Consider the following 18,054-nt stretch of genomic DNA (forward strand, 5'->3'; position numbering starts at 1 on the left):
GCCGGTATCCGTGACCTCGGGTCACTCGTGAGGAACCTCGACCCCTTTGCGTGATTTTTCTGCGGCCACCATGTCCGTTGTGGGTCATTCTCGACGGATTCAACTGGGGTTGTCGGCAGGTTAATGACGCCGACTGGATCAGAGAGCTTGCCATGAAGAAGCGCGCGTGGGCCAACATCCCGCCGAAAAGCAATCGCAGCGATCCGATCTGCTTCAGCCCCTATCTCTACCGCGCTCGCAACCGGGTCGGGCGGTTCTTCAACAGGATCAAACAATGTCGTCGGGTGGCGACGCGTTACGACAGGCTCGCTGCCAACTCCTTGCCTTCGTTCAACTCGCGTCAATCGGGCTATGGCTGCGCCTTAATGAGTCCGCGTCCTTGCGCCCCACGCTCCGCTATATCTCGAGGACGAAGGCGAGAAACGTAATCCGCCATTCGCTTTCGACCAAACCGGCCGGATTATTTCGAGCTTCACTGTGGAAATCGGCCGGCGCCTATTCCGCAGGACAGGTCGCCGCCCGGGCCTGCGGCCGATCCAGGCGCAGGCTCCACAGCGCCAGGACAAAACCGGCCGAGGTGATCGCCGCCGCGACCAGCGGCAGTGCGGTGAGACCGAGTCCATGATCGATGGTGATCCCGCCGGCCCAGGCGCCGAAAGCATTGCCGAGATTGAAGGCAGCGATGTTGAGGCTCGAGGCGAGCGTTCGTCCGGCTTCGCCTGCGGTCTCGAGCACGCGGAGCTGCAGCGGCGCTACGGTCGCGAAAGCGGCGACGCCAAGCAGTCCGACCAGCACGATGGTCAGCACCTTCAGCGGAAGCACAGCGGTCATTGCGACCAGGACGACCGCGAGCGCGGCCAGCGTTCCGATGAGAGCGCGCGGCAGGCCTCGATCGGCCAGCCGTCCGCCGGCGACGTTGCCGATCGACAGCCCGAGCCCGAACACCAAGAGGATCGGCGACACGGCAGCATCGGAAAATCCGGTGACGCGTGTGAGGATCGGCTGGATGTAGGTGAAGACCGTGAACACCCCGGCATAGCCGAGCACCGTCATGGCGAGGCAGAGCTGGACCTGCGGACGAAGCATCACCGCCAGTTCATCTCGGACCTTCACCGCATTGCCGTCCTCGCCCACACCGCCCGGCACGAACAACGCCACGACGGCAAAGGCCCCGACGCCGATCGCGGTGACCGCCCAGAACGCCGCGCGCCATCCGAGCGATAGCCCGATCCAGGCGCCGAACGGCACGCCGAGAATGGTCGCCACCGTGAGGCCGACGAACATCGTCGCGATCGCGGAAGCGCGCTTGTCCTCGGCGACGAGGCTTGTCGCGACCACCGAGCCGACGCCGAAAAACGTGCCGTGTGCCAATGAGGTCAGCACCCGCGCGGCCATCAGCAATCCATAGCTCGGCGCCAGCGCACAGGCGGCATTGCCGAGTGTGAAAATGGCCATCAGCGCCAGCAGCACGGCCTTGCGCGGCATCCGCCGCGTCGCCAGCGTCAGGATCGGCGCGCCGACGAACACGCCCAGCGCATAACCCGAAATGAGCAGGCCCGCGGCCGATACCGACACCTGCATGTCGGCAGCGACCTGCAGCAGAAGACCCATGATGACGAATTCAGTGGTACCGATGCCAAAGGCACCGGCAGTGAGCGCAAGGACAGCGATGGGCAAGGACGTGGCTCCGGACTGGAAGGACGGCAAGCCCGGAAATAGCGTTGTAACGTTGCGAGAATTAGAGGGCGACAAGTCCAATCATTTGTGACACCAGTTCAACATGCGATCAGACACCAACCGCTCCGGCGAAATGGAAGTGTTCGTCCGCGTCGTCGATCGCGCCGGCTTTACCGCCGCAGCGCAGAGCCTGCGGCTCACGCCCTCGGGCGTCAGCAAGCTGGTGTCGCGGATGGAGGCACGCCTCGGCGCCAGACTGATCAACCGCTCCACGCGCAAGCTGCAACTCACGCCGGAGGGCGAAGCCTTCTATCAACGCGCGGTGCGGATCCTCGCCGAGATCCAGGAAGCCGAACATGAAGCCGCCGCCGGCGCGACGCCGCGAGGCCATCTCACCGTCAACAGCAACATCCCGTTCGGCTCATTGCATATCCTTCCGCTGGTACCGCGCTTCCTTGCCGAGCATCCCGGGATCACGCTCGATATCGTCCTTACCGATACCGTGATCGACCTGATGCAGGAGCGCGCTGATATCGCGATCCGGGCCGGCCCGCTGCAGGTATCGCGGCTGATCGCGCGCAAGCTCGCGACCAGCCGCATGGTCGTCGTGGCCTCGCCGGACTACCTCGCCAAACATGGCACGCCCAAGACGCCGACTGAGCTCGCCAACCACCGCGGCATCGGCTGGACCTTTCCGCGCACGATCCGCGGCTGGCCATTCCGCAAGGGAGAGCGGATCGAAGAGGTGCTGCCGCCGCCGATGGTCCGTGCCAGCGACGGCGAAGCCGTGCGCCGGCTCGTTTTGGGCGGCGCCGGGCTGGCGCGCCTTGCTTTGTTCCACATCGGTCCGGACATCGAGGCCGGCCGATTGGTGCCGGTGCTTCAAACTCTCAATCCTGACGACCGCGAAGATATTCACGCGGTCTATGTGGGCCATGCCGGCCCCCTTCCCGCCCGCGTGCGCGCCTTCATCGATTTCCTGTCGCGCCACATCCGGCTCAGCGACCCCGCGCTCAAGCGAACGGCCGACGGCAAGTGGAAGCTGGTGAGGAAATCGTAAGGGGGCGGGTTAGCGTCCCACGCTGCGCGATAATCAACGAGCGCGGGAGAAGCGTAGTCCTGCCGTTCGCTCGTACGAATACGCCGTGGTTATTCCGGGGCGCGCGCAGCGCGAGCTATGATGTGCAATTGCACATCAGAGAATCCATCTGGCCACAGGCGCGAGCGGCGAATTGGATTTTCCGGGCTCATCGCTTCGCGATGCCCCGGAATGACGGCTCCGTCATTGCAAGCGTAAGCGAATCATCCGCTGATTTACCAACCTCAGAGAACCCCGACCACCCCGCCGCTCCGCCATCAGCGCTGGCCCCCGCCTTGCTCAAGGACATGCCAAACGCATTGCCGGCGAAAGAGGCGTATCATGGCGGGACAGACATCTTCGGGGGTGGGCCGGTTTGAGGCACTTGATGCAATGCGCGGTATCTGCGCGCTGCTCGTGGTGCTCTTCCACATCCCTATTTACCATGGGCTGAAGGGCACCCAGCCGTTCGTGAACCTGCAATTCTGCGTCGACATGTTCTTTGCCCTGTCCGGCTTCGTGCTCTGTCACGCCTATGGCCAGCGCCTTCAGCATGCCGGCGATGGCGTCCGCTTCATGGCGATGCGGTTCGCGCGGCTCTGGCCGCTGCATATGGTGATGCTGGCGCTGTTCGTAATGATCGAAGTGAGCAAGATCATCTTCATGCGCACCGACGGTTCGTTCTCGCTGGATTCGGTACCGTTCGGCGCCGGGCACACGCTCTATGAAGCCGTCACCAATATCCTGTTCCTGCAGTCCTTCAACCTGCATGGCGGCCTGACCTGGAACGGCCCCGCCTGGAGCGCGGCGGTCGAGTTCTACGTCTCGATGCTGTTCGCGGTCATCGTCGTGCTGTTCCCGCGCCGGCGGCGCGAGATCTTCCTCGGCCTCTGTCTTGCGGCCGGAATGCATCTCTACGAACGTTCGCCAGGCACGCTGTTCGTTTCCAGCGATTGGGGCATGCTGCGCGCGATGTTCTCCTTCTTCGCGGGATGCCTGGTCTACGACCTGCGCCTCTATTGCAACGGCCGGCTCGACATGCCGAACGTATTGGAGATCTCGTGCGCGGTGCTGGTTGCCGTATTCGTGTTGGTTACTCCATCCGGCGGACCGCAATATCTGTTTCCACTGCTCGCCGCGGTCGTGATCTGCGTGTTCTCGTTCGACCAGGGCAAGATCTCGGCGGTGCTGCGCTCGCCTGCGCTGCAGAAGCTCGGGCTGTGGTCCTATTCGATCTACATGATCCACACCTTCATCTTCCAGATCATGCGCAGCGCCGCCTCCTTCCTCGGCCACAAGCTCCACCTCGAACTGGTGGCTTGGCACAATGACGACAAGCTGGTGGTCCTGGGAACGCCAGCGCAGGCGCTGGTGGCCGCGCTGGTTCTTTCCGTGGTCCTCGTCGTCCCCGTCGCTGCGCTCACCTATCGCTGGATCGAGAAGCCCGCGATGGACATGGCCCGACACGCGCTCTCCGGGACGGCGCGCGCGGAACCGCCGCTCGGCTTCGGCGCGGCAATATGGCGGCTGTTCAGTGCCGGCGTGATCCGCGCGGCGGCCGGCTTCCGCGCCGTTCGGCTGCGGCTGCCGTAGAGCTAGCGCACGTCTGGCCGCGGATCGGAAACGAAGTTGTCGCGATTGGGCATCTTGATAGCGGCGAGCGTCTTCGCGTCGAGCACAGCGTCCGCCGGAACGAGGCCGTTGAGATTGAGGATGTAGGCGGAGACCGCGTAGACATCCTCATCGCTCAGCGACTGCGGCGCGTTCTGCGGCATGGCGCGGCGGATATAGTCGAACAGCGTCGGCGCATAGGGCCAGTAGCTGCCGATGGTGCGCACCGGTTTTGCGCTCGCGAGCGTGCCCTGCCCGCCGACCAGGCGATCGCCGACACCGCCCTGCCCGTCGGCGCCGTGGCAGGCGGCGCATTGTTCGCTGAAGACCACGCGGCCGCGCTCGACGTTGCCGCTGCCGGGCGGCAGGTTCGATCCATCATGGCCGATGTCGATGTCCCAGCCCTTGATTTCCGCCGGCGTCGCCGCGCGTCCGATATGGAAAGACTCCTCGGCCTGCGCGGCAGCAGCGAGCCCGGCGATCACGGCGGCCAGCAGGGCGACATGCGATCTAAGCCAGCGCATTGCTCACCTCCCCATTCGCGCTGATGCGCCACGGCCAGATCGCGTTGTTGTGGTAGTAATGATTGACGCCGCGAACCGCGAGCAGTTCGGCAAGTGTCGGCTGCACATAATCAGTCTCGTCGATCGCGCGGCTCTGGATTACGGCGGGATTGCCGTCCCACTGCCATGGCAGGCGGAAGCGGGTGAGCGCGCGGGTCAGGACCGGTTCCTGAAGTCTGGCGACCTGCCAGCTCTTGCCGTCATCGACCGAAACCTCGACGCGCTTGATCTTGCCGTGCCCGCTCCAGGCGATGCCGGATATCTCATGGAAGCCGGTGTCGTTCAGTTTCTGTCCACCCGAGGGACGCAGGATGATCGATTTCGCCTCCATGGTGAAGGTGAACTCGCGTGCCGTTCCGTCGGGCATCAGGTCGGTATATTTGGAGGTCTCCTCGCGCGAATAGACAGGCTCCGCGACGGCCTTCAGCCGCCGCAGCCATTTGATGTTCATGTTTCCCTCGAAGCCCGGCAGCAAGAGGCGCAACGGATAGCCCTGCTGAGGGCGCAGCCGCTCGCCGTTCTGGCTGTAGACCAGCATGGCGTCGTCGACGCATTTCTCGATCGGGATCGAGCGCGTCATCGCCGCCGCATCCGCGCCCTCGGCCACGATCCACTTCGCTTCCTTCTGCAGGCCGGCTTCGTCAAGGACGTCCTTCAGCATCACGCCGGTCCACTCGGCGCAGCTCACGAGGCCGACGAGGTCAGACGCGGTCTTGCCATAGGGCTTGGTGTAGACGGGATTGCCGGAACACTCGATGAAATGGATTCGCGACTGCGACGGGAAACGACGGATGTCGTCCATCGTGAAGATCAACGGACGGTCGACCAGGCCATGCAGCATCAGCCTGTGCTGCGCCGGATCGATTGTCGGCACGCCGCCGTGATGACGTTCGTAGAACAGCCCGTTCGGCGTGATGATGCCGTCGAGCTCCTGCAGCGGCGTACGGCCGGAGGCCGAGATATATTGCGGCAGCGTCTTGGAGATGTTCTTGACGACGCCCTTCTCATAGACCGACGGCGTGCCATACGGCTGATCGCCCATCGGTGCGCCCGGCGCCTTCATCCATTCGGGAATGTTGGGCGGAAGGTTGCTGGTGTCCGCGGTGCCCGGTGTCGCGCCGAGGGCGGCCCCGCCCGCGACCGCCGCACCTGTTTGCAGAAAATGCCGGCGGGATGGTCGTCGTTCGCTGTTGGCGATTGTTTGCTCGCTCATGACGCGCTCCCTTGCCGCTCTCGTTGATCGATCTCAGGCTATCACCGAACGCCAGGAACACGCCTTCACATCTGCAAAATCGCGTGAGCGTCATGGGGGAATTTGCTTCGGGCCGAATCGTTCCGCCGTGTCAGTGCCGATCGTTCGCCTGCAGACGACTATGCGTCCGGCCATAGGCGGCATAGATCACAAGGCCGATCACGAGCCACACCGCGAGCCGGATCCAGGTGTCCATCGGCAGGCTGAGCATCAGGAAGATCGAGGTTGCGGCCGCGGCCGGGCCCACCAGCCAGATCGCCGGCGCCCGGAACGGACGCGGCAGGTCGGGATCGACGACGCGCAGCACCATGGTGCCGATCGAGACCACGGCAAACGCGAACAGCGTGCCGATGCTGACGAGTTCGCCGACTAGCCCGATCGGCAGCAACCCGCCGAGAAGGGCAACGACGATGCCGGAACCGATGGTGGCGACATGAGGCGTCCTGAAACGCGGATGGATGTTTGCGATCGCCGGCGGCAGCAATCCATCATAGGCCATGGCGCGGAAGATCCGGGGCTGCGCCAGCAGCATCACCAGTATCACCGACGTCAGGCCGAACAGGATGCCGAGCTTGATGACCGGCGACAGCCAGCCGACGCCGGCCGCATCGATCCCGACCGCGATCGGGTCGGGAACGTTCAGCCGGTCAAAGGGGACGATCCCGGTCAGCACGAAGCCGACGGCGACATAGAGCGCCGCGCAGATCACGAGCGAGCCGAGAATGCCGATCGGCATGTCGCGCTCCGGCGACTTCGCCTCCTGCGCTGCGGTCGAGACCGCGTCGAAACCGATATAGGCAAAAAACACCACGGCCGCGCCGCGGAACACGCCGGACCAGCCGAAGATGCCGACGCCCGCATTCGGCGGAATGAAGGCCCCTTCGGGATTGCTCGCGGTGACCCAATTGGCGGTTGAGAACGAGGAGATCGTGCAGGCGATGAAGAGCAGAATGACGATCAGCTTCACCGCGACGATGAAATTGTTGAACCGCGCCGACTCCCTGATCCCTGCAACCAGCAGCGCCGTGATGAAGACGATGACGACCATCGCCGGCACGTTGAAGATCGCGCCCGTCGACGACCATGCGTGCGTGGTCGCGTCATAGCTCAGCGGCGCAGACGCGAGCTCCGGCGGGATCGTAAGGCCAAAATCCCTGGCGAAGCTGACGGCATAGCCGGACCACCCGATCGAGACCGCGATAGCACCGACGGCATATTCCAGAATCAGGTCCCAGCCGATGATCCAGGCCACAAATTCGCCGAGCGTCGCATAGGCAAAGGTGTAGGCGCTGCCGCAGACCGGGACGGTCGATGACATCTCCGCATAGCAGAGGCCCGCGAAAGCGCAGGCGACCGCGCCGAACGCGAAGGAAAGCGTCACCGCAGGTCCTGCATTTGCCGCCGCGGCGTGTCCGGTCAGGACGAAGATGCCCGCGCCGATGACGGCGCCGATCCCGAGCGCGACGAGATTGAGCGCCGACAGCGTGCGCCGCAGCGGCGAGGCCCGCGCGTCTCCTTCTACGCCTGCCGCCTCCTGCAGCAGGTCGGCTGTCGATTTCCTGGCCCAGATGTCTGCCAAGAACCGCCTCCTCGCAACTTCGACCCCGGCGGCCGGTCGTACAGGCTAGCATGGTCTCGATAGGCTACGCCGCTCACGCATTCGGCACCACGGGCAACTTCTCGATCATCCGTATCCCGGGACGGCGTCGCCAATGGATCTCCGACGGCTGAACCGCAAGCTGAAGCTTTGGCCAGCGGGTGAACAGCGCCTTGAGTGCGCAGATCGCCTCGATCCGCGCGAGCTGGTGACCGAGGCAGAAATGGATGCCCGTGCCGAAGGAGATGTGGCGGTTCGGACGCCGCTCGAGATCCATTTGCTCGGGTTGCACGTGCGATGCGGGATCGAAATTGGCCGCCACGATCATGGCCATCACGCGATCGTTCTTCTTCAGGGCGACACCGCCGAGCTCGACATCGTGTCGCACATAGCGCGGCTTCGAGAATTGCACCGGCGAGACGAAGCGCAGGAATTCCTCGATCGCGAGGGCGGCGCGGTTCCAGTCGGCCTCCAGCCAGTCACGCGTCTCGGGGTTCTTCAACAGTTCGAAGACGGATCCGCTGATCAGATGCGTGGTGGTTTCGGAACCCGCGCCGAGCAGCAGCATCACCATCGACACCATTTCGTCCGGCGTGATGCGGCCGCCTTCCCTTTCGACCTGCACCAGTTCAGCAATGAGCCCCTCACCGCCCTCCTTGCGCGCAGCCTGCAGCCGCTCCTCCAGGTAGCGTCGGATCTTCCCCAAGGTGAACAGCATGCGCAGGAAGCCGAAGGTGCTGGTAATCTGCCCTATCGCATTCGCCCAGCCGATGAATTTCGGCCGATCGGCCGCCGGTAGGCCGAGCAGCTCGCAGATGACGGAGAGCGGCAGGATGCGCGCATAGCGCTGCACCAGATCGGCGGGGCTGCCCCATGCGAACAGTTGGTCCGCAAGGCCGTCCGCGATCGCCCGGATGTGCGGCTCCATCCCGAGCACGGCGCGACGGCGGAACGCCTCATCGACGATGCCGCGCAACCGGCTGTGATCCGGCTCGTCCTTCGTCAACATGCTGTTGGCGATCGTCGCGATGGATTTCGGCATCCACCACTGCAGTCCTGCGAGCGCCCCGTCCTCCTTGCGCAGCGTGAAGGTGGAGGAATCCTTCAGCATCTGTGCGGTGGTCTCATAGGTCGTGGTGACCCAGACCTTGCCCACGATCGGAAATCGCGTGGCGACCACAGGCGCTCGGGCTCGCAGCGCCGCAACGGCGGTCGCCGGATCGCGGAAAAATTCTTCGCTGGTAAAGTCGATACGCGGTGCCATCGGCCCCCCTCCACCCTGCCCCGATCAAAGTGGTGCGGCGCGCATGGTTGACGGTATCGCGCTCTGCTGAAGTGGTAAATCGATCGTTAACCGGAGCCACAAACCGAGTTCCAACGAGAAAACCCTGATTTTCCGTACAACTTGGCTCCCTCGCTATCGCCCAGAGATAAATCCTCACTCGGATGATGTGGATTTAGCAAATTCGGAACGGCGTCGGTTTAACCCTTTGTGCAGCCCCGCTTCCCATAGTGGGAATCCAGCTCAATCTCCCAACATCCGGGTCCGGAACTGTGACATCTTTTGGACGTGTGATTTCGGTGCGCGGCTCGCAAGCCCGCGTCGGACTCCTGGCAACCAGCCAGATGCCGTTTTCGGAAGTGCGCGCGACCGTCGGCCGCTTCGTCAGCATCCGGAGTGCGTCTTCCGTGATCGTGGCCATGATCACGGAGGTGAGCTGCGAAGACCTGCCGACATCAGACAATTATATCGCAACCGCCTCCGTCGACCTGCTCGGCGAAATCCTCGGCGGCGACCGTCCCAAATTCCAGCGCGGCGTCACCAACTACCCGACCATCGGCGACACCGTAGACCTGATCAGCGCAGAGGAACTGCGTACGATCTATGCGCCGAGCGGCTCCGACCAGATCAATGTCGGCACTCTGCAGCAGGACCGTTCAGTCACCGCCTATGTCGATATCGAGGAAATGCTGTCCAAGCACTTCGCCGTGCTCGGTTCGACCGGCGTCGGCAAGTCCACCGGCGTGTCGCTGCTCCTCAACGAGATCCTGAAGTCGCGGCCGACCCTGCGCATCTTCCTCCTTGACGTGCACAACGAATACGGGCGCTGCTTCGGCGACCGCGCCCAGGTGCTCAACCCGCGCAACCTGAAGCTGCCGTTCTGGCTGTTCAACTTCGAAGAGATCGTCGACGTGCTGTTCGGCGGCCGCCCCGGCGTGCCGGAAGAACTCGACATCCTTGCCGAAGTCATCCCGATGGCGAAGGGCATCTACACCCAATACCAGAATGCCGACCGTATCGGACTGAAGCGCATCGATCCCAAGCAGATCGGCTACACCGTCGACACGCCGGTGCCGTATCGTCTTGTCGACCTGATCGCGCTGATCGACGAGCGCATGGGCAAGCTCGAGAACCGCTCCTCGCGCATCATCTATCACAAGCTGATCTCGCGCATCGAAACCGTCCGCAACGATCCGCGCTACGCCTTCATGTTCGACAACGCCAATGTCGGCGGCGACACCATGGCGGAGGTCATCAGCCACCTGTTCCGCCTGCCCGCCAACGGCAAGCCGATGACAGTGATGCAGCTCGCCGGCTTCCCGGCCGAGGTCATCGATTCCGTCGTGAGCGTGCTCTGCCGGATGGCATTCGATTTCGGGCTGTGGAGCGACGGCGTCTCGCCGCTATTGTTCGTCTGCGAGGAGGCGCACCGCTACGCGTCCGCCGACCGCAATATCGGCTTTGGCCCGACCCGCAAGGCGGTCTCCCGTATAGCCAAGGAAGGCCGCAAATACGGCGTCTATCTCGGCCTCGTCACCCAGCGCCCGGCCGAGCTGGATGCCACCATCATCTCCCAGTGCAACACGCTGTTCACGATGCGGCTCGCCAACGACCGCGACCAGGCGCTGTTGCGCTCGGCGGTTTCCGACGCCGCGGCCAACCTGCTGTCGTTCGTGCCCTCGCTCGGCACTCGCGAGGTGTTGGCGTTCGGCGAGGGCGTGGCGCTGCCGACGCGGCTGCGCTTCAAGGAGGTGCCGCCGCATCAGCTTCCGCGCAGCGAAGCCACCATCGCGACCGTGCCGTCGGTTGCCGCCGGCCACGACATGCATTTCGTCTCGGCCGTCCTGGAGCGCTGGCGCGGCGCGACCTCGCACCGCGACGTGCCCAACGACCCCGCGATCAGCGAGCGGCCCGCCGCGCGCAGCGCCACGCTGGATGCGCCGATGCTGCAGCCCTCGATGGGACTCGATCCGGACCGCTTCTCGCTCCTGAAGAAGCCATTGCGCTGAGCGCTTTCGGCCGGGCGCTTGCGCTCGCGCCATCATCGACTATGGTTCCGGCCAAGCTGCATTGCCTTGAGCCGGAACCCGCCCATGACTGAGCCGATCGCAACACGCTTTCCCACGCCTTCCCTCGACAAATTGCCCGAGGATATCCGCGAGCGTATCCTCGCAGTGCAGGAGAAATCCGGTTTCGTGCCGAACGTCTTCCTGGCGTTCGCCTTTCGCCCGGACGAGTTTCGCGCCTTCTTTGCCTATCACGACGCGCTGATGGAGAAGGACAGCGGCCTCTCCAAGGCCGAGCGGGAAATGATCGTGGTGGCAACGAGCGCCGCCAACCAGTGCCACTACTGCGTGATCGCTCATGGCGCGATCCTGCGTATCCGCGCCAAGAATCCGCTGATCGCCGACCAGATCGCCGTCAACTATCGCAAGGCCGACATCACGCCGCGCCAACGCGCCATGCTCGATTTTGCGATGAAGGTGAGCCGCGAGGCGAGCACGATCTCGGAGACCGATTTCAGCGCGCTAGAAGCGCACGGGTTCAGTGACGACGACATCTGGGACATCGCGGCGATCGCCGCCTTCTTTGCACTGTCAAACCGGATGGCGAATTTCACCGCGATGCGCCCGAACGACGAGTTCTACATGATGGGACGGTTGCCGAAATAGCCGGCCGCCGAGGTATGCCGCGTGCTTGAATGGAGCGACATCATCCTGCGCCTTGGCGTCGCCACGCTGGCGGGCGCCCTGATCGGCCTCAATCGCGATCTGCGCGGAAAGCCGATCGGCCTGAAGACGCTCGGCATCGTCGGACTGTCCACCGCGACAGTCGTGGTGGTCGCCGTGCAGTTCACCGAAGTTGGCAAGATCACCGATGCGACCAGCCGAGTGATCCAGGGCATCTTGACCGGCATCGGCTTTCTCGGCGCCGGCGTCATCGTCCATGAGAGAGAACACTTCCGCGTCCGTGGATTGACGAGCGCCGCCTGTGCCTTTCTGGCCGCCTGTATCGGGATCGTCTCCGGAGCCGGAGAGTGGCGGATCGTCGCGACGGCCCTGGTGATCGCGCTCGTGCTCCTGACCGTCGGCCGCCGCACTGAGCGATTGCTGCATCGCGCACTGGGCGGCCACGACGATCCCGGTGAGCGGGATACGGCGGTCACGCCACCACGGGGACCGGCAAACGGCTAGTCATCGGACGCTGGACCGCACCAGCCCGGCAGGTAGACCGCGTCCTTGCTCTTTGCCGCCGCGAGCGCCTTCTCCATCGCCGTGTCGAAATCAGCGTCCACAAGCTTGCGGGCGACCCTGCGGCGCAGGAAATCCGCCCACAGGAATTCACTGAATGGCGTGGTATCCTTGGCAAAGCCGCCGGCACGGCGCAGTTCGCCGGCGAGGCTGCGGAACGGATCATCCTTCAGGTCGACCACCGATTTCGGCAGATCGCGAAAATGCCTGCGGTCACCCTTCGCGTCATACGGAAAGACCCAACGCTTGTTGTCCATCACGCCCCAGAATGCATCGCGCTCGACCATCGTGAGATCGCCGATCACGGTGACAAGCACATCCTTGACGCCCTCATCGTGCAGCGCGCGGGCGAGATGGTGATGGTCGACGACGTAGTGGCGCTCATCGGGCCCGAGCACCACCGGGATCATGTGCTGGCCGAGCATTTCGGCGCGCTTCTTCGCTGACTTGTGCTCGCGCCAACGCTGACGCTTCTCCTTGACCTCCCTCATGCCGACCGTCATCTGAGTCGGGCGCAGGGACATGATCGTAACCGGCTTGAGAATCGGCTCACGCGTATTTGCCATGGTTCAACTCCCTATTGCTGCCGACGGAAACCATCGAGGGCCGGTTCCACTATGGCACGGCGCCACCAGGGATTGAATTCCTTGGTCTCTCGTTTCGATGAGCTGTGAACAGAGGATCCCCCACGACGCGCGAGGGTGCATCGCACACATCGCCGCGATGCCTTGCGCCCATCGCCCCACTGTCAGTTCCATGAAGTGTCGCGGGGATCAGCTTGCGAGAGCGCGCACCAATATTTTACGTGAGGACCGCGCACGGCGTGCTAAACAGGATCACAACTTCTGCGGACGGACGGCAGTGAAAACTCAGCGGCCTATCAGCTCGGACGGTGAGCACGTGGTGCTCAAATTCCGGCCGCGCACCTCCGCCCATCCGCCCGCCCACCACGAGCAATCGCTTGAGGCGGGAAAGCCCGGGCAAGTGGCCCGGGACCTTTCCCATTACGAGCGCCCGCGCGAGGAGCCCGACGACTTCCGCCAGCGCATGCTGGCCAATATCGCGGCCTTCGCTTTCACGGTGGCGCTGACCGCAATCGGCATCTGGTTGGCCGTGAGCATCGCCGACCTGCGCAAAACCCAGGATTGCGTCCTGATGGGCCGGCGCGATTGCGCGCGGATTTCGGTGATGCCGAGGGGCTAGCGCTGGAACCGCAGCCCTATCTGCTGCCCAACAAAGCGGCTCCACAGACAAGGCCAAGCTCCATTGAACTCGCGGCCCCGCTCCGATATACGGGCACTCGAGTCCGCCCGGGGGAACAGGGCATTCCGGGGCAAATCAGCCCGCCGCCTCCCGATCGTCCCGGAATTTATCGCCAATATATCAAAGGCTTAGTGATGTCTTCCACATTCGAGCAGATCGCCAACATTATCGCCGAGACCTGCGATATCCCGCGCGACACGATCAAGCCGGAAAGCCACGCCATCGACGATCTGGGGATCGACAGCCTCGACTTCCTCGACATCGCCTTTGCGATCGACAAGGCGTTCGGGATCAAGATGCCACTTGAGAAGTGGACCCAGGAAGTCAACGACGGCAAGGCCACGACCGAGCAGTACTTCGTGCTGAAGAACCTCGCTGACCGCATCGACGAACTGGTCGCGGCCAAGAACGCAGGCACGGGCACGGCGTCGGGCTCGTAACCGAGCGCCCCATGCAGCTCGAATATTTCACGCTCATCGATCGCATCGTCGACCTCAACATCGGCGACAAGACGATCGTGGTGGAAGCTGACGTTCCGCAGACCAGCACGATCTTCGAAGGCCATTTCCCGGGCTATCCGATCATGCCTGGCGTGCTGCTGACGGAAGCGATGGCGCAGTCGTCCGGCTGGCTGCTGCTCGGCCTGATGAAGTTCGAGCGGATGCCCTTTCTCGCGATGATCAAGGAAGCCAAGATGCGTGGCTTCGTCAACCCGGGCGAGGTACTGACGATCGAGGCCAAGGTCGAGCATGAAGGTTCGGGCTTTGCGGTGACGTCGGCCAAGGTTCGGGTAGGCAAGGAATTGAAATGCAGCGCCGATCTGACGTTCCGCCACATCCCCTTCCCCCATCCCGATCTTCGCGTGCACATGGACGCGATGGCCAAGAAGATCGGCTTTCCGCTGCAGGCGCTGACGCATGACTGAGCGGAAGGAAGTCTGGATCACCGGCATTGGCGTCCTTTCGTCGCTCGGCGAAGGACTGGACGCGCATTGGGATGCGCTCAACGCCAAGCGCATCAACATCGACGACAAGCGGTTCGCGCCCTATATCGTCCATCCGCTCGCCCCGGTCAGTTTCGACGCGCAGATCCCGAAGAAGGGCGACCAGCGCCAGATGGAAGCCTGGCAGCGCATCGGCACCTATGCCGCGGGGCTGGCGCTGGATTCGGCCGGCGTCAAAGGCAATCAGGAAATCCTGTCCCGCATGGACATGATCGTCGCGGCCGGCGGCGGCGAGCGCGACCTCGCAGTCGATACGGCGATCCTGAACGCCGATGCGCGTGGCAATTTCAGCCCCGGCTTCCTCAACGAGCGGCTGATGAGCGAGCTGCGCCCGACGCTGTTCCTGGCGCAGCTCTCCAACCTGCTTGCGGGCAATATCGCCATCGTTCACGGCGTCCGCGGCACCTCGCGCACTTTCATGGGTGAGGAAGCCTCCAGCATCGACGCGGCGCGGATTGCGGTGGCGCGCATCGAGGCCGGCCAAAGTGACATTGCGCTGGTCGGGGGCGCCTATAATGGCGAACGCCTCGACCTGCTCGTCCTCTTCGAATTCGGCGACTTCAACCTGACCGGCGAGTTCACTCCGGTCTGGGCCCGCGAGAACAACAGCGGATTCGCGCTTGGTTCCGCAGGCGCGTTCCTGGTGCTGGAATCCCGTGAGCACGCCGAGGCGCGCGGCGCCAAGCCTTATGCCAAGCTCTCCAAGGTGGTCGCCGACCTCGCACAGCGCAAACAGCCGGGCGCGGTGACGAAGTCTCTGGAGGCGCTATGGTCGAAACTCGGCGTCGACGACGATGTCGGCGTGGTGGTCACCGGCGCGACCGGCGCCGAGCCCGTCACGTCAGAGGAGCGCGCGTTCCTGCGCCAACACCAGGGCCTTGCCGTGCGCGCCACCGGAACAATGTTCGGCCACACCGTGGAGGCCCAATTCCCGCTCGGCGTTGCCCTGGCGGCGCTCTCGGTCTCACGCGGCGCGCTGTTTCCGCCGAACGATCCGACCGGCTTCGAGGTTGAAAAATCCGATCCGCCGACCCAGATTGTAGTGATGGGAACCGGTCACTGGCAGGGCGAAGGGATGGCCCTGGTTGAGGCCGTCAAGTAGGGCGCATTCGCGCGAGCATCGACGGGGGAAGCATGGCGACACCACGCGATAAGTTTGGCAGGCCGATCGTTGTCGTGACCGGCATGGGCATCGTCACATCGCTCGGCGCCGGCAAGGCCGACAATTGGGCCAAGCTCGTTGCCGGCGAATCCGGCATCAAGACGGTCACCCGTTTTCCGATCGATGGACTGAGGACCACGATGGCGGGAACGGTGGATTTCGTCAGCGTCGATCCGTTCACCTCGACCAGCCTTTCCGAGCGCATCGCCGAAATCGCCACCGACGAAGCGCTGGCGCAATCCGGTATCGGCAGCAAGGGTGACTTTCCAGGCCCGCTCTTCCTCGCAGTTGCGCCGGTCGAGACCGAATGGCCGCAGCGGCTCGAACTCGGGCGCACGATCGACAAGAAGGAATTCGACTACTACGACATGCTGCGCGCGAGCGGTGGCGGCAGGTTCGCGCCCTATCATGATCGCTTCATGTTCGGTTCGGTCGCAAAATACCTCGCCGAGAACTTTGGTACCAAGGGCTCGCCGATCTCGCTGTCGACCGCCTGCGCCTCCGGCGCAACCGCGATCCAGCTCGGCGTCGAGGCGATCCGTCGCGGTGAGGCGGATGCGGCGCTCTGCGTTGCAACCGACGGCTCGGTAAATCCCGAGGCCGTAGTCCGCTTCTCCCTGCTCTCGGCACTGTCGACGCAGAACGATCCGCCGCAGGGTGCCTCCAAGCCCTTCTCCAAGAATCGCGATGGCTTCGTGATGGCCGAAGGCGCCGGCGCGCTGGTGCTGGAGAGCTATGAGGCGGCCACCGCGCGCGGCGCGAGGATCCTGGGTGTCGTCGCCGGCTGCGGCGAACTGACTGATTCGTTCCACCGCACCCGCTCGAGCCCGGACGGCAAGCCGATCATCGGCTGCATGCGCAAGACGCTGGCGGACGCCGGGATGGAGCCGGAGCAGATCGATCACATCAACGCGCACGGGACAGCGACGCCCGAGAACGACAAGATGGAATATCTGACGACCTCGGCGGTCTTCGGCGAGCAGATCTCGAAGATTCCGGTGTCGTCGAACAAATCGATGGTCGGCCACACGATCTCCGCGGCCGGTGCGGTCGAGGCGGTATTCTCGCTGCTCACGCTCGAGCATCAGCGGATTCCACCGACCATCAACTATGACGTACCGGATCCGACCATTCATTTCGACGTGGTCGGCAACAAGGCGCGCGACGCCCGTGTCACTGCCGTGATGTCCAATTCGTTCGGCTTTGGCGGGCAGAACGCCTCATTGATCCTGACGCGCGAGCCGGCCTAGAGCATGATCGGAAGAACTGATCTCCGGTTTTCCGAAGAGATCATGCTCAACCAAACGCTGCGCCGCTTGTCGCGATGAACCGCCTCCAGCTCCTTCGAGCCCGCGCGCGCCTTCGCGACGCCGTCAAGCCCGTGGGCGAGGCGGCGGTGGGCGCGCTGACGATCGCGCTGTTGCGCACCACGCGCTGCTTCGATCCGTTCAAGACTGCCGATTTCTTCGGGCGCGCCGCGCATTTCATCGGTCGCAGGCTGCGTGAGGACCGGATCGGTCGCGAGAATCTGAAGGCCGCGTTTCCGGAAAAATCGCCTGAGGAGATCGAGAAGATCCTGGCCGGCGTCTGGGACAATCTCGGCCGCATCGGCGCCGAATTCGCCCATCTCGACCATATCTGGGACTACGACCGCGACCATCCCGAGAACAGCCGCATCGAATTGTCGCCGCGGACCATGGAGCTGTTCGATCAGATCAGGGACGACGGCAAGCCGGCGCTGATCTTTGCCGCGCATCTCGGCAATTGGGAATTGCCGGCGCTGGCGGCTGTCGCGCACGGGCTCGACACCGCGATTTTGTTCCGCCGGCCGAATAGCGAAGCCGCCGACCGTGCGATCGAGAAGATCCGCGCGATCAAGATGGGCACGCTGATCCCCGCCGGTCGCGATGCGCCGCTCCGGCTTGCGCAGGCGCTGCAAGACAACAAGCACGTCGCCATGCTCGTCGACCAATATCTGACCAACGGGGTCGAGGTCACCTTCTTCGGCCGCAAGACCAAGGCCAACCCGACGCTGGCGCGACTCCGGCGTCAGGTGGAATGCCCGATCCACGGCGCCCGCATCATCCGCCTGCCCGACAATCGCTTCCGCGGCGAGCTGTCGGAGGAAGTGAAGCCCGTGTTCGACGCGTCCGGGCAGATCGATATTCAGGGCACGATGCAGGCCGTCACCAACGTGATCGAAGGCTGGGTGCGCGAATATCCGGAACAGTGGCTCTGGCTGCACCGCCGCTGGCGGTGAGCCGACTGCTGCCTTAGCGCGTCATCGCGAGCGTAAGCGAAGCAATCCATTGCGC

17 protein-coding genes and 1 pseudogene are annotated in these 18,054 nt (G+C 63.9%); 12 read left to right on the forward strand and 6 right to left on the reverse strand.

Annotated elements, in window-relative coordinates; genetic code table 11:
* Nucleotides 1-224: 224 nt before the first annotated feature.
* Nucleotides 225-361 (forward strand): annotated as a pseudogene (locus tag AC5ZG1_RS14515) (IS5/IS1182 family transposase); the annotation flags it as partial.
* 134 nt (nt 362-495) lie between these two features.
* Here the strand turns inward: AC5ZG1_RS14515 and AC5ZG1_RS14520 are convergent.
* Nucleotides 496-1,677 (reverse strand): MFS transporter, encoded by a 1,182-nt coding sequence (locus tag AC5ZG1_RS14520; protein WP_496133255.1) that lies wholly within the window; start codon nt 1,675-1,677, stop codon nt 496-498.
* Nucleotides 1,678-1,780: 103 nt separating this feature from the next.
* Here AC5ZG1_RS14520 and AC5ZG1_RS14525 point away from each other — a divergent pair, with 103 nt between their 5' ends.
* Nucleotides 1,781-2,737 carry a LysR family transcriptional regulator gene (locus AC5ZG1_RS14525; protein ID WP_496133256.1) on the forward strand — a complete coding sequence of 319 codons (957 nt, stop codon included), beginning with the start codon at nt 1,781-1,783 and terminating at the stop codon, nt 2,735-2,737.
* A 360-nt stretch (nt 2,738-3,097) separates the two neighbouring features.
* On the forward strand, nt 3,098-4,348 hold the full coding sequence (locus AC5ZG1_RS14530; RefSeq protein ID WP_496133257.1) for an acyltransferase family protein: 1,251 nt from the start codon (nt 3,098-3,100) through the stop codon (nt 4,346-4,348).
* A gap of 2 nt (nt 4,349-4,350) precedes the next feature.
* Here AC5ZG1_RS14530 and AC5ZG1_RS14535 read toward each other — a convergent pair whose 3' ends face one another.
* The 4 genes from AC5ZG1_RS14535 to AC5ZG1_RS14550 form a co-directional block, all read right to left on the reverse strand.
* Nucleotides 4,351-4,890, reverse strand: coding sequence for a c-type cytochrome (locus tag AC5ZG1_RS14535; RefSeq protein WP_496133258.1), 540 nt, complete (start codon nt 4,888-4,890; stop codon nt 4,351-4,353).
* Nucleotides 4,877-6,142: a sulfite dehydrogenase gene (soxC, locus tag AC5ZG1_RS14540; RefSeq protein ID WP_496133259.1), complete on the reverse strand. Its 1,266-nt coding sequence runs from the start codon at nt 6,140-6,142 to the stop codon at nt 4,877-4,879. Before soxC ends, AC5ZG1_RS14535 begins: the two co-directional genes overlap by 14 nt.
* Before the next feature lie 130 nt (nt 6,143-6,272).
* Entirely contained in the window at nt 6,273-7,760 is a 1,488-nt protein-coding gene (locus AC5ZG1_RS14545) for an amino acid permease (RefSeq protein ID WP_496133260.1), read from the reverse strand.
* A 73-nt stretch (nt 7,761-7,833) separates the two neighbouring features.
* Nucleotides 7,834-9,042 carry a cytochrome P450 gene (locus tag AC5ZG1_RS14550; RefSeq protein WP_456641831.1) on the reverse strand — a complete coding sequence of 403 codons (1,209 nt, stop codon included), beginning with the start codon at nt 9,040-9,042 and terminating at the stop codon, nt 7,834-7,836.
* Nucleotides 9,043-9,332: 290 nt separating this feature from the next.
* On the opposite strand from AC5ZG1_RS14550, the gene AC5ZG1_RS14555 reads away from it, so the two are divergent.
* The 3 genes from AC5ZG1_RS14555 (at nt 9,333) to AC5ZG1_RS14565 (ending at nt 12,254) form a co-directional block, all read left to right on the forward strand.
* Nucleotides 9,333-11,069, forward strand: a complete 1,737-nt coding sequence (locus AC5ZG1_RS14555; protein ID WP_496133261.1) for an ATP-binding protein — start codon at nt 9,333-9,335, stop codon at nt 11,067-11,069.
* 84 nt (nt 11,070-11,153) lie between these two features.
* A complete protein-coding gene (locus tag AC5ZG1_RS14560) occupies nt 11,154-11,732 on the forward strand; it encodes a peroxidase-related enzyme (RefSeq protein ID WP_464346206.1) in 579 nt (192 codons plus the stop codon).
* A gap of 21 nt (nt 11,733-11,753) precedes the next feature.
* Nucleotides 11,754-12,254 carry an MgtC/SapB family protein gene (locus AC5ZG1_RS14565; RefSeq protein ID WP_130226331.1) on the forward strand — a complete coding sequence of 167 codons (501 nt, stop codon included), beginning with the start codon at nt 11,754-11,756 and terminating at the stop codon, nt 12,252-12,254.
* Here AC5ZG1_RS14565 and AC5ZG1_RS14570 read toward each other — a convergent pair.
* Nucleotides 12,251-12,877 (reverse strand): ParB-like protein, encoded by a 627-nt coding sequence (locus tag AC5ZG1_RS14570; protein ID WP_130226332.1) that lies wholly within the window; start codon nt 12,875-12,877, stop codon nt 12,251-12,253. The genes AC5ZG1_RS14565 and AC5ZG1_RS14570 overlap by 4 nt on opposite strands.
* A gap of 295 nt (nt 12,878-13,172) precedes the next feature.
* On the opposite strand from AC5ZG1_RS14570, the gene AC5ZG1_RS14575 reads away from it, so the two are divergent.
* The 6 genes from AC5ZG1_RS14575 to AC5ZG1_RS14600 all read left to right on the forward strand — a co-directional run bounded on the left by AC5ZG1_RS14575 (nt 13,173) and on the right by AC5ZG1_RS14600 (nt 17,999).
* The gene (locus AC5ZG1_RS14575) at nt 13,173-13,514 is read left to right on the forward strand and encodes a hypothetical protein (protein ID WP_028166493.1); all 342 of its coding nucleotides are present in this window, start codon (nt 13,173-13,175) and stop codon (nt 13,512-13,514) included.
* Between the two features lie 194 nt (nt 13,515-13,708).
* Nucleotides 13,709-14,014 (forward strand): acyl carrier protein, encoded by a 306-nt coding sequence (locus tag AC5ZG1_RS14580; RefSeq protein WP_027583603.1) that lies wholly within the window; start codon nt 13,709-13,711, stop codon nt 14,012-14,014.
* Nucleotides 14,015-14,025: 11 nt separating this feature from the next.
* On the forward strand, nt 14,026-14,499 hold the full coding sequence (locus AC5ZG1_RS14585; RefSeq protein ID WP_028166494.1) for a 3-hydroxyacyl-ACP dehydratase FabZ family protein: 474 nt from the start codon (nt 14,026-14,028) through the stop codon (nt 14,497-14,499).
* The gene (locus AC5ZG1_RS14590; protein ID WP_496133262.1) at nt 14,492-15,679 is read left to right on the forward strand and encodes a beta-ketoacyl-ACP synthase; all 1,188 of its coding nucleotides are present in this window, start codon (nt 14,492-14,494) and stop codon (nt 15,677-15,679) included. Before AC5ZG1_RS14585 ends, AC5ZG1_RS14590 begins: the two co-directional genes overlap by 8 nt.
* 32 nt (nt 15,680-15,711) lie before the next feature.
* Complete coding sequence (locus tag AC5ZG1_RS14595) at nt 15,712-16,989, forward strand: beta-ketoacyl-ACP synthase (protein WP_130226336.1); 1,278 nt, start codon at nt 15,712-15,714, stop codon at nt 16,987-16,989.
* 74 nt (nt 16,990-17,063) lie between these two features.
* The gene (locus AC5ZG1_RS14600; RefSeq protein WP_456641836.1) at nt 17,064-17,999 is read left to right on the forward strand and encodes a lipid A biosynthesis lauroyl acyltransferase; all 936 of its coding nucleotides are present in this window, start codon (nt 17,064-17,066) and stop codon (nt 17,997-17,999) included.
* Nucleotides 18,000-18,054 lie beyond the last annotated feature (55 nt).

It is taken from the genome of Bradyrhizobium sp. Leo78 (assembly GCF_059512425.1).